The organism is Staphylococcus sp. FSL W8-0774, assembly GCF_038006785.1.
In the GTDB taxonomy this organism is placed as follows: domain Bacteria; phylum Bacillota; class Bacilli; order Staphylococcales; family Staphylococcaceae; genus Staphylococcus; species Staphylococcus pasteuri.
In genome coordinates this window covers 24412-36822 of record NZ_JBBOVW010000001.1, presented here as the reverse complement: position 1 = coordinate 36822, position 12411 = coordinate 24412, and the positions used below count along the sequence as shown (strand labels likewise).

The following is a 12411-nucleotide window of genomic DNA, read 5'->3' as shown; positions in this document are numbered from 1 at the left end:
CGCTTCTACGTATCGCTTAATAATATAACTAATTCAATAAGTAGTAAATCGTCACAATATGTAGTATTAGCGACCTTTTTTATTTAATTTTAAATAACGCAAACCTTTTTTAAAGTACTTGTTAAAATATGTTTGACGATGGATGCCTTGTGGGTCAATTTCAAATTTAAATTTAGTGTTAGATGAGACAAGTAATGATTTCACGCTTTCTACTGCAAGTTTATTTTTACGTACCATGGGTTTGATCACTTTTGTATTTTTAATGCCTTCAGAACCACCGACATACCAATAAATATTTTTTGCTTCGTATATAGAATCTGCTTTTTTTAAAAATTCCAGAAAATCTGGATACCACATTGAAGGCGACAGAACAATATAATGTCCAAATTGATTAGGCATGGTAATCAGTGCATAGAGAGACAGTAGACCACCATAAGACGCCCCAGCTATAGCAAGATCATTGTTATTTAATGAGATACGATAATGTGCTCTAAGGTATGGAATAAGTTCTGCAGAAAGCCATTTCAAATAAGTATTTGCACCGCCACCATCTGGATTTTGTGTAGTATGCCAAGGTGTATAGTCATGAGCACGTTGATTAGGTTGAATACCAACAAAGATAATATTATGACGGCGAATGGATTTAAATAAATCATTGCCATCTTGTGTAATGACGGTTTGATAATAGTGGTGTTTATTTTTTTCGTAATTATTAGGTAGTTGAATAATAATCTTATAATTTTGGAAATAAATGATATTTGTCTTTCCCATAGTACTCCTCCTTATAAAGTTATGCTATAATCGATATTGAGAATCATTATCAATTATACATAAAGGAGAAGTGATTATGAAGAAACTTTTATCCGTTTTATTATGTTTAGCACTATTTTTAGTAGCGTGTGGCAATAACGATAGCAATAAAAATGATAGTCAAGATAAATCAAGTCATAAACAAAGTACGACTAAAACATTTACTACTGAAAACGGGAAAAAAGTTGACGTGCCTAAGAATCCTAAGCGTATCGTGGTATTACATCCAACGTTGGTAGGCGCACTCGTTAAGTTTGATCATAAACCTGTTGCAGTACCAGAATTTGTAAAACAGAATCAAACATTAAATGATGCAACTAAAGGAATCAAACGAATCGATAATACAAGCGTGGAACAAATTGCCAAAGAGAAACCAAACTTAATTGTAACAACTTCGGAAGACAAAAATATGAAGAAATTAGAAAAGATTGCACCCACTGTATCATTTAATATGGCAAAAGCAGATTACAAAGATACAACTATAAAGCTTGGAGATTTAGTTGGAGAGAAAAAACAAGCTGAACAATGGGTTAGCAATTGGGAAGATCAACTAGCAAAAGAGAAAAAAGAATTAGCTCCATTTATAAAAGGAAAATCTGCAACTGTTATTCAACAAACACCTAAAGGCACAATGGCATTTAGTGACCATATGGGACGCGGAACGGAAATTATTTACAACAATGGCTATGGCTTCAAACAACCAGATGCATTGAAAAAAGCACTAGGCAAAAATTTTGCGATACCTGTAAATTCTGAACAGTTCAATCAATATTTAGGTGACATTATAGTTATTGCACAAAATGGCAAACAAACTTCAGAGTTTGAAAATACAAATACTTGGAAAAATCTTCCCGCAGTTCAAAAAGATCATGTTATTAGATTTAATGTAGAAGATACACAATATAACGATCCAATTTCATTAGAAAAACAACATAAAATCTTTTATAAAGCATTGAAAAAAATGAAAGATGATAGTAGCAATAAATAAATTTAGACTGCCTTAAGATTAAAGTACCTATAAATTAAAAATGAAATAGTAGATAAAATTAAGCATCTATCGCTTTGCTGTGATGGATGCTTAATTTGTAATCACAATATTCCAACGTGAGCAATCATATGAAATTTTTAGAATATGCAACCTAGAATATAGTGTTGTTATTTAGTTCCTGTTAGAAGGTATTTAATATCTTTTTACAAACATTTGTATTTACGCACGTAAGTATAAATTGTTATAATGAAATCAAGGAGACGATGATTATGTCAAAAACATTAAAAGATATGAATAAAACGTCTGAACGCATTTTCAAAAATGGTAATAGTAAAGCTATGAGCTTAAGTAAACAAACGATTCAACTCGCTAATTTCGACGTAGGGGATAAAGTTGAGGTTCAAGAAATGAATGGTGGATTATTTATCAAAAAAAAAGAAGAATCGATTGAAGATAGAATTACAAATTTTTTCAAGAATGGTGGTAAATACACTGAAACTGAAATTGATTTTGGCGAAAGTGTAGGTCGTGAGATATGAGTATAAAACAATTCGACATACTTTATATTGACCTAGATCCAACACGTGGTCGTGAAAAACAAAAGATACGTCCATGTCTAGTTATAAACAATCAAATGAGCATTGAAGGTACTGATTTTGTTTGGGTATTACCAATCACAAATCGAGAAGTAAGATTTCCCACTGACATTGAAGTCAAAACTAAAAAAGGATTAGTTACAGGTGTCATAGATACTATTCAAATACGCTCACTAGATCTCAATGTTCGTTATCATAACTATAGAGATGAATTACAAGACAACTTAAAAAAGGATGTACTACAAGCGGTACAGACGTATTTAAAACCTACTTTATAAATAAAAGTAATTTAGATTTGGCTATAATATAATGCACCCCAAAAGTTAGATTTTTGTCCGACTTTTGGGGCGCTTATTATTATAATTTTTTGTTTGATTTAATTATTTCATTTAGTTTTATAGTCTATTTCCACTTCTTTAGCCACTACAATTCAGCATTAGATATGTTGTTTTTTCTAGCTAGATACTTCTTCACTCCATATAAATTTAAGGCAACAGCACCAACGATAACAACAGGTAAAATAACTTTTTTCATATTCACAGCTCCATTTTTCTTGTTTTTCTCAGTTTCTAACTTCAATTTAAAAATGTTCATTACACTTTTATGTACTTTCGCTTGGGTATACTTATAGACCCACCAAGGTAACGTTGGTCTATATTCTTGTAAGGCAATAATACATTCATCACTATTAGGCAACCTTCTAAACTCTAATCTCGCATTACCACCATCTACATCTAAAGCAAAATCCCCACCAACAATTCGATATAAAATTCTCTCATTATCAGAAGCTTTAAAGTCTTTTCTTAATAATAATAATTTCTTATTTAAGCAAGGCACAGTAATCGTAAAGTTATCTTCGTCAAAATCACTATTAACGACATTTAATGTAATTTTATTTAAGAAATTGGCATATACTTCTGCTAATTGAATCATATTCATATCTTGAGGTAAGACTACCCTCGATATTGCTCTAACATCCTTAATATCAGACTTACGTGATGACTTCGATTTCTTTGGTGTATGCGTTTCTTCTTCTAAAGCAATACGCACACTTTCTTTATAATCCGTCTTACCTATAGAAATACCTTCGACTACATGGTTACTTTCTCGAACCATATCATGAATTAAGCTGTCCATTAACGGATAGACCATCTCTTTTGGTACTCCAGAAATAAGTTTCACCCAATATTTACTTAGCCAAATAGGAATAATAGGTAAATCCATAGTAGGTAAACGTTTATCTAGTACCTCTGCAGTTTGGTTGAAAAGGTCTTTATAAGTCATGTGACTAGGACCACCAATATCTATCGATTCATTCTCATTTGGCGTACGCTCTACTATTTTATATAAGCCATTAATAACATCATCTATTGCGACTGGCAATGTTGTATTGTAAGCCCATTTTGGCAATAACAGACCGGGTAATCTTTCTACTAATTTTTTTAAAATAGGATAAGAACTTCCTTTAGAACCTATAATTAATCCAGCTCTTAACGTACTTACTGGAACGCCATATGATCCTAAAATTCGTTCACATTCTAAACGACTTCTCAAATGTGGGGATAATTCATTTGTATCTGGTATCAAACCGCTCATAAATACAATATGTTGAACTTTGTTATAACTCGCAGCTTTAGCAAAATTATCAGCTAACAATGCATCCATATCTTCAAAGCTCGCCTGTGTTAACTTAGCTGAAGGCATCATAGAATGGACAAGATAAATAGCGATGTCAATGTCCTCCATTACCTCAGTTATTTCATTTAAATCAAACAAATCAGCTGCTTTCCAAGTAACATTACGTTCATCCGATTTATTCTCTATATTTCTAGAAATAGCTATAATTTCATAGTTTTCTTTTAATTTATTCATTAAGTGACTGCCGATGTATCCAGATGCGCCCGTTAATAAAATTCTTTTCATATATTTAGCCTCCAAATAGAAAAAGATGAGCAGGTAAACATTACCTCAGCTCATCTTTAGATTAACAAGCTCACTTGCTTATTATTATAAAGGACAAGAACTTCATGTCTCTTATTTAACATTGTACCCTTCTTAAAACTATTTAAGCCTATATTAGGAGTAATAATGATTTTGAGTATAAGTAATTTTTGTTTTATTTTTTTATCGCACTCTAATTAAGTACAGATTAATAATTTATTTTAATATTGTGTATAGGCAAAAAAAATTATTGTTAAATATGTAATAAATTAAATAAAGTTATTGCTATTTTGAAAGAATAGGTTAATATGAGTTAATGGCAAACTATTTAAGGGGCTACAAATGAATAAAAATAGAAGTAAGCGAACAAAACCAATTGTGAAAATAACATTAGGAGTTATAACAGCATCACTAAGTTTAGGATCAATAAACATCATAACTCAGCAAACAACTGCCCATGCATCCACAGTACAAAATGAGAGTAATACTAATTCAAAAACATCAAATATAAAAAATATTAAAAACTCTAGAACAAGTAGTTCTAATATCACAACACCAATTAAACATGTGACGACAACAGTAAAGTCACCTACAACAGTAAAAACAACAGCTAAAATTGCAAATGTAAAACAGTCTTCAACGACAGTGAAACCAGAAAAGGTTAAAGCACCGACTTCTTTGAAACCAAAAGCTATTCAAACATCTACAAGTCAAACTCAAAAGCCGATGTCTACTAAAGCACCTATAAATTCATCTACTAATATCAAAAATAGCACAATAGGAACTAAACGCGACCAACAAGCTATTTCTACAGTAGAAGTAGCAAATAAAAATAAAACAGCAAATACAACAAAAACACAAATAAATCAGGCTAAAACAGCAGTATCGAAACCCCATGTATCATCAATAAAAACTAAAGCACCAATTAAAAAATTAGCAGAAACAACAACTAAGAAAAAAGCCACAGCTATAGCAACAATACCTAAAGCAAATTCAATCAAATCAACTAAAAGCAATCATAAAGATTACTACAAATCTATGACCCAGTTAGAAAAATCGACTAAAGAAGGTGTTGATTGGAAGAAAGAGACATCTAATAAAGGTAGTAAAGTACTTATTGTAGCCCCACATGGCGGAAACATAGAACAAGGTACTTCGGAGTTAACAAAGTTATTAGCACAACAAGGTGGATATGATTATTTCTCGTTTGAAGGAATAAGAAACTCAAATAATACGCAATTACATGTAACGTCTACACATTATGATGATCCAACGTTGCATCAAATGGTCAAAGGACGAACAGCAAACATTTCTATCCATGGCGCAAAAGGCGACGACCAAATTGTATTCTTAGGAGGAGTTAAATCTAAACTAAGAGATGCTATTCAATCACAATTGAGGAGTAGAGGTTTTACCGTTAAAGTGCCTCCAGAATATCTAGGTGGTTTAAATAATCAAAATTTTATTAATAAAAATCAAAATAGTACAGGTGTTCAATTGGAATTAACTACTGCACTGAGAAAAGCTTTATTTAAAAATCAAAATATGAGTACAACTTCACGTAAAAATAAAAATAATTGGTCACCAAAGATGTATCAATTTGTTGATGCATTGCACACAGCTATTAAACAAACATCAATTAAGTAACATATTTACAAGCAAGTTGTTTCATATAGAACATATGCATACTATATATTGAATTTAATTTACGTTTTTTAATTAAAGTAATCCCTAGAGTAAGGGCGTCGCTAGACCTTTGTTTATTTAATTCATAGATATTGTTGAAATAAACTCACACCTAATATCTAATAGCTTAATTAATAACTAAATCTATATTATATAAGGTTCTATCTTACATTAACTTGTTTAATGTAAGATAGAACCTTATAATTTTTATTACAAAATACTAAAAAACCATCATTTATGATATGCTTCGCCACGCATAATTTTAAATGCTCTATACACCTGTTCAATCAACACAACGCGCATCATTTGGTGTGGGAAGGTCATTTTGCTGAATGAGAGTGCATAGTTACTGCGTTGTAATACGTCCTGATGTAGTCCGTTTGATCCACCTATCACAAAGACAAAGTCGCTTTGGCCCTGTGTCATGCGTTGATTAAGTTCTTTAGCTAGACCTTCTGATGACAACATCTTACCTTCAATTTCTAATGTAATAACCGTTGCTTGTGGTTTGATCTTAGCTAATAAACGTTGTCCTTCTTTTTCTTTTACTTGTTCAATTTCTTTGTCACTCATATTTTCAGGTGCTTTTTCATCTGGCACTTCTATTATTTCAATTTTAGTGTATGCACCTAATCGTTTTTCATATTCTGCAATTGCTTGTTTCCAGTATTTCTCTTTTAGTTTTCCAACTGAAAGAATTGTGATTTTCATATTATCCTCCACTTATACTTATTAGAGTTATCCACAAGTTATCAACTTGTTCACAGTATTCCCTCTTATTGTACCAGTTTATATCCCCAATTTTTATAAAATATTAGTATTTACTCACAATTTCTGTGGAATAACTTGTTATTTTGTGGATAAGTATGTGTACAATGTGGGTATTTCTGTGTGTATTGTACACAACTCTGGATAACTATGAACAATTCAGTGGATAACTTCACGATAGTCTTAATCTATTTTATCCACTTATCCCTTATAAACATCGCTTTTAAGACCTTCTTCAATGACTTTTCCACAGAAAAAGACATAAAAAAAGAGCAAGACCTTCTTGTCTCGCTCTGTCTAAAATAACTATAACGTATATATTGGTGTCGCTTGTGCTTTATCTGTATCACACAATAAGACTTCTTTTTCAGTATCAATATCATGTTGATTTAACACTTGACCAACACTCATACGTGCTAAATCTTTCATATTATTATCTTGAGATAAATGAGATAAATAAATACGTTTCGTATTACCTGTAATCACATCAGTCATCGCTAAACCAGCATCTTCATTAGATACGTGTCCCATATCACCTAAAATACGTTGTTTTGTCTTCCAAGGATAACGACACATGCGTAACATATCCACATCATGGTTACTTTCAAAGATGAAGGCATCACTACCTTGAATCATACCTTTCATTCTGTCTGAAACATATCCAGTATCTGTTAAAATCGTAAACTTCTTATGATCATTATGGAAAATATAAAATTGTGGATCAATCGCATCATGTGACACGTTAAATGACTCTATATCAAACCCCGCAATAGATTGTGTTTCATAAGGATTGAATATGAACTTTTGATCCATTGGAATGCGACTATCTTTCTTTTCTATTGCTTTCCATGTATTTTCATTCGCATAAATAGGTAAGTTATATTTACGTGCTAACACGCCTAGACCTTTAATATGGTCAATGTGTTCATGTGTAACTAAAATACCATTTAAATCTTTGATGTTGCGGTCGATTTGGCCAAAAAGTTCTTCCATCTTCTTACCTGTTAGACCAACATCAACAAGAATACTTCCTTTTTCATTTTCTACATATGTGGCATTGCCCGTACTACCACTTGCTAATACACTCATGCGTATCAAGCGGCTCATCCTTTCTAATATAGCACTCATCCCTCTTAGTGACGTAAGAGTGCCTTCCGTATCATTTTTGTATTTTTCTTTATTAATTGATTAACTTTTTGATTTCAGTTATGTACTGAAACCACCCGTTCTTAAAATAGCTTATATTATACTATACCAATTATGACATTAATCTGCCAATACTCCGTTTATTAAACTACCGGTATATTGATAAATTAAATTTTTCCTATGAATTATTTAATTGATGAGACAGTAGTTCATCATACAAATAACCACATAAAAACTGCCTACAAAGTACAAACCTTTGTAGACAGTTAAACTTATATATTAATACGAAGTATTTATGGCGAAACTCCCGAGGGAACAGTACTAGTTGAAGACCTTAGAAATACTCACAGATTTATCTGTGCAGTATTTCTGGCTGAAACTGTACCCTGGGAAAGGGAGCCCCTACAATACGAAGTATTACTTTTAAAGGTTCGCCTGAGCTAAAGCTCATGCATAAGAGCTGCTAAGTGCATAAGCACAAAGCAGCTCTAAGCGCTTTTCTACAGACCTTTTACTACTTATCTATAACTTTAGGGTTGGTACTTGTGGCTTCGACGTAGTATGTCTTAGTTTTGTCTTTGCCGTTATGTTTAACTTTGATTTCCCAGTTAGGTTGTAATAACTGAACGTTAGTTTCTTTAACAACTGAATAGTAGCCTAATCGTGCGTCAACTACTTCATCATGGCGTTTAAGATAGCGATTGAAGTATAGGGCTTCTATTGCTTTTCTCGGGCCTATTACTTGGCTTTTACTACTATTTGAACCTTTAGCTGCTTGAATATCATTCATCATTGTTTGTTTATAACTAGATGCTTTATGATCATTAATATTGAACTTCAATAGTGCTTTACTATTGTTCATTATAGGGTAGCCATTGTAAGTTTGTTCAAAAGTCATTGAATCAGAATTCATCTTACTCAACTGATAATTTTTACCACCAAATATATTGTCTTTCATATAATTCTTAATCTCTTTTAAATTATTATCACTCACATTGACTGTACTATCTATCTCACCATTAATTGTTTTTCCTGAATCAGATGTATTCAAACTTGAATGTTTTTTAGCATAACTTGAAAAGTTTTTAGACTGGGCAGTAATCTGTTGCATTTCTGTATCTTTCACATTTTTATTTAGAACGTCAGTGGGGACTTTGATCTCTTCTTGTTGGAAGTTAACACGATTATCACTTACCGCTTCATTAATCTGTGATTTGTTAACTTTATCTATATATATAGCAACTAAGAAGATGTTGACGAGAATAAATACGAAAATGAATAGTGTCTTTGTCAGTTTCCAGTTCATTTATTCTAGCCCCCCATCTTTAAATGCATACCATTTGCCGTCATATTCGACATACCATTGAGGCGTAAATTCGCTATTACGTTGTACTTCAATATCATCATTTTTAGGTCGGTCATCCATATTGTAACCGACTGCTATATTGGATACACGTTCAAAATCAATACTATTATTGTTAGCAAGTGCTGAGCGTACTGATTCGGCGCTTTGTAATGACTTTTTATCGCCGCTATTCAATATGACATCAGTTCTTAATAATGAGCGTTTGTAATCAAATACGCCTTTATCGCCCCATGTCACTTGAATTTCATTTAATTTTTGAGTGTTGAACGTAGGGTAACCATTTAAGAATCGTTGATAAGTTAATTCACCACTCATATTATCAGTGCTAAACAATCTATAATCTTCGTCTAAGAAACCACCGTGTCCATTGATAAATTCGAATGTACCACCAATTGTTTCTTCCATATTGGTAGAGCTTTTCTCATCTTCGGACAAGTTTCTATAATGGTATTTCTCACTTTTATCGTTATAGTTAGCAACACCTGTATTATTATTGTACGTCGTCAAGCCACTTTGAGAACTACGGACGATAGTTGAATCGTTAAATAATACAGAGTTCATTTTTTCTACATTAATCGTATTAAATACCATACGATAACACTTGAGGTCTTTAGGCTTATCTGGCGCAAAAATATGTGTTGCTTTATCAATCGTATCTTTATTGGTGATGATTTCTGTATACTTTTGCATTTCTGAGCTAAGATTTTTTAATGATTGATTCACATCTTTGCCTTTAACAGATGTTTTCATCTTCACAACTTGATGTCTATCTTTACTAATCGCATATAATATCACATGACCTTCTTGATCTTGATCAATCAGTAGTCGATTAAAGTTAAAATGATTAGGTGTCTTAGCATCTATGTTTAATACTTGGCTTAAGTAAGTTGATAACGGTAAATCATATGTGAAATCAAGAACGATAAAGTTATCACTTAATTCAGGAATAATTAAGTTATGATTTCGTTTTAAATGTTGTACTGAATCAACATTTTTATCTTTTAATGGGCTTAAAATTTGAGATACTGCATGACCTGTTGCTGGCATACCTTTTGTTTTTTCGCCATTAGATTGAACGATTTGAAATGGTGTGATGGTTTTATCCGTTTTCGCACTCATTGGTTTTCCAATAGGTTTAGAATTATCTTTCTTATTATCTGATGACGTACTATCAGCATTTGATAGATCAGGTGAGAAGTTCCATACCATGTAGGTTAAGACGATACTCATTAATACAAGTAGTATCAGGATAATCGTTTTGATGTATTCTTTACTATTCATCCCAATCACCATCTTCAATAATTTCACATGGTAGGGTAATGAAGATAGATGTACCTTGTCCTTCGACACTATTTGCCCAAATACGGCCATTATGTGCCTCAACAATCTCTTTAGAAATTGCTAAACCAAGACCTGTACCGCCCATTTTACGTGTACGTGCTTTGTCGACACGGTAGAATCTATCAAAGATTTTATCTACTTTATTAATAGGAATACCGATACCATTATCTTTGATACGAATCGTCATTCTATTGTAAAGTGCATTTTGTTTCACGTGGAACTCAACGCGTTTATCACCACGAGAATATTTCATTGCATTCGTAATGACGTTATCAAATACTTGTGTCATCTTATCTGGATCTATTTCAGCAAAAATAGTTTGCTGTGGAATTTCGCGTACGAAAGTTGTATCTTTAGCAGACATTTCATGTCGATTAATAATTTTATTAATAAACATGTTAAAGTCGACGATTTCTTTTGTAATTTGATCTGATTCATTATCCATTTTAGATAATTGTAATAAATCATTAACGAGTCGAATCATCCGTTCAGTTTCTTCACGTGTAACGGATAAGAATTGTGGTGCTAAATCATCGTCTTTCCAAGCACCTTCTTCTAGTGCTTCGATATAACTATTCATAGATGTTAATGGAGTACGAAGTTCGTGAGACACGTTAGCAACGAACTCACGACGTTCACGTTCTACTTGTTGTTGTTCTGTTACATCATGAAGTACGGCAATATAACCTGTTACAAAGCCTGTTTCTTGCACAATCGTACTGAAGTTAACACGTGCAATGATACCTTCTTCTTCATTAATGTCTAATAAGAAACTATCGTTATTTTCATTAATTTCTTCTAGTGAGAATTCTTCTTCTAAGCTTAAAACACTTAACATATAGTAGCCGATAAGATCTTCTTTAGCCATACCCAGCATTTTAAGTGCCATATCATTGGCGATACGTACACGACCACGTCTATCAGTGGCTAAGATACCGTCACTCATATGTGTGATAACGGAGTCTAGACGGCGTTTCTCACTTTCTGTATTCGCTTGTGCTTCTTGAACTCGTTTGGATAAATTATTGAATGCGAGCGCAAGTTCACCGATTTCGTCATTACCATAAATTTTAACACGTTGGGTATAGTTACCTTTAGACATCTCAACTGTCTGGTTACGCATATCGGTAATCGGTTTGGTTATCGTTCGTGCAATAAAGAAACCGAGTATGACGGTAATAAATAACGAAATAGCGGTACCTACAATAAAGATTTGATTAATATTATTCAGTTGATTGTATACGTCATTAATTTTCGATTCTATGTAAATATTGCCTATCGTTTGTTTATCAGCTTTAACAGGTATGTTATATACCCAAACCCTTTCTTTACCATTACCATAGTCTTTCAATACCATATGGTTATTACTTTGACCTAGTGATAATGCCTTTTGAACAGAGCTATCGTTTGCCTTTTGATTGATAAGATCGCGGTTAGACTGCTTCGTCGTCGCCATAATAATTTGATCTTTGTCTATAAAACGAATTTCACCAATTTCTTGACGGTTGGCATACTCGCTCAAAAGATTTTGAATATCTTTCTGAGCGTTAACCGAACCTTTTTCGTTATAAACTTTCTCAATGCTTACATCTAATTGTTTCGCATATTGCGTAATATTCTTTTTAAAGTTATCTAATAATTCCTTTTCCAAACTATTAGTAAAATACAAACCAATAATTTGCATACCAATAATAATCAGTAAGACATATACAATGACTAGTTTCGTGTGAAGGGATTGGAGTTGTTTAAGCCACTTCATTCGACTGAAC

11 protein-coding genes are annotated in these 12411 nt (G+C 32.5%); 4 read left to right on the top strand and 7 right to left on the bottom strand.

What is annotated here, in order from left to right; all coding sequences use genetic code 11:
* Positions 1-66 precede the first annotated feature (66 nt).
* Entirely contained in the window at positions 67-771 is a 705-nt protein-coding gene (locus NSQ15_RS00155) for an alpha/beta hydrolase (RefSeq protein ID WP_070451741.1), read from the bottom strand.
* A gap of 76 nt (positions 772-847) precedes the next feature.
* On the opposite strand from NSQ15_RS00155, the gene NSQ15_RS00150 reads away from it, so the two are divergent.
* The 3 genes from NSQ15_RS00150 to NSQ15_RS00140 all read left to right on the top strand — a co-directional run bounded on the left by NSQ15_RS00150 (position 848) and on the right by NSQ15_RS00140 (position 2672).
* Complete coding sequence (locus NSQ15_RS00150; RefSeq protein WP_070451743.1) at positions 848-1798, top strand: ABC transporter substrate-binding protein; 951 nt, start codon at positions 848-850, stop codon at positions 1796-1798.
* Positions 1799-2088: 290 nt separating this feature from the next.
* A complete protein-coding gene (locus NSQ15_RS00145; protein WP_176745276.1) occupies positions 2089-2337 on the top strand; it encodes an AbrB/MazE/SpoVT family DNA-binding domain-containing protein in 249 nt (82 codons plus the stop codon).
* Positions 2334-2672, top strand: coding sequence for a type II toxin-antitoxin system PemK/MazF family toxin (locus NSQ15_RS00140; protein WP_070451747.1), 339 nt, complete (start codon positions 2334-2336; stop codon positions 2670-2672). The genes NSQ15_RS00145 and NSQ15_RS00140 overlap by 4 nt, the downstream gene beginning before the upstream one ends.
* Before the next feature lie 145 nt (positions 2673-2817).
* On the opposite strand, the gene NSQ15_RS00135 is transcribed toward NSQ15_RS00140, so the two are convergent.
* Positions 2818-4317, bottom strand: a complete 1500-nt coding sequence (locus NSQ15_RS00135; RefSeq protein ID WP_154835527.1) for an NAD-dependent epimerase/dehydratase family protein — start codon at positions 4315-4317, stop codon at positions 2818-2820.
* A gap of 360 nt (positions 4318-4677) precedes the next feature.
* On the opposite strand from NSQ15_RS00135, the gene NSQ15_RS00130 reads away from it, so the two are divergent.
* Positions 4678-5982: a poly-gamma-glutamate hydrolase family protein gene (locus tag NSQ15_RS00130; RefSeq protein ID WP_154873880.1), complete on the top strand. Its 1305-nt coding sequence runs from the start codon at positions 4678-4680 to the stop codon at positions 5980-5982.
* Between the two features lie 270 nt (positions 5983-6252).
* Here the strand turns inward: NSQ15_RS00130 and rlmH are convergent, their stop codons facing one another.
* The 5 genes from rlmH to walK all read right to left on the bottom strand — a co-directional run bounded on the left by rlmH (position 6253) and on the right by walK (position 12401).
* Entirely contained in the window at positions 6253-6732 is a 480-nt protein-coding gene (rlmH, locus tag NSQ15_RS00125) for a 23S rRNA (pseudouridine(1915)-N(3))-methyltransferase RlmH (RefSeq protein WP_002466394.1), read from the bottom strand.
* A gap of 363 nt (positions 6733-7095) precedes the next feature.
* Positions 7096-7896, bottom strand: a complete 801-nt coding sequence (locus NSQ15_RS00120) for an MBL fold metallo-hydrolase (RefSeq protein ID WP_026083453.1) — start codon at positions 7894-7896, stop codon at positions 7096-7098.
* 553 nt (positions 7897-8449) lie between these two features.
* Entirely contained in the window at positions 8450-9241 is a 792-nt protein-coding gene (locus tag NSQ15_RS00115; protein WP_070451751.1) for a two-component system regulatory protein YycI, read from the bottom strand.
* Positions 9242-10582 (bottom strand): two-component system activity regulator YycH, encoded by a 1341-nt coding sequence (yycH, locus tag NSQ15_RS00110; protein ID WP_154873878.1) that lies wholly within the window; start codon positions 10580-10582, stop codon positions 9242-9244.
* A complete protein-coding gene (gene walK, locus NSQ15_RS00105) occupies positions 10575-12401 on the bottom strand; it encodes a cell wall metabolism sensor histidine kinase WalK (protein ID WP_070451754.1) in 1827 nt (608 codons plus the stop codon). Before walK ends, yycH begins: the two co-directional genes overlap by 8 nt.
* Between the last annotated feature and the right edge of the window lie 10 nt (positions 12402-12411).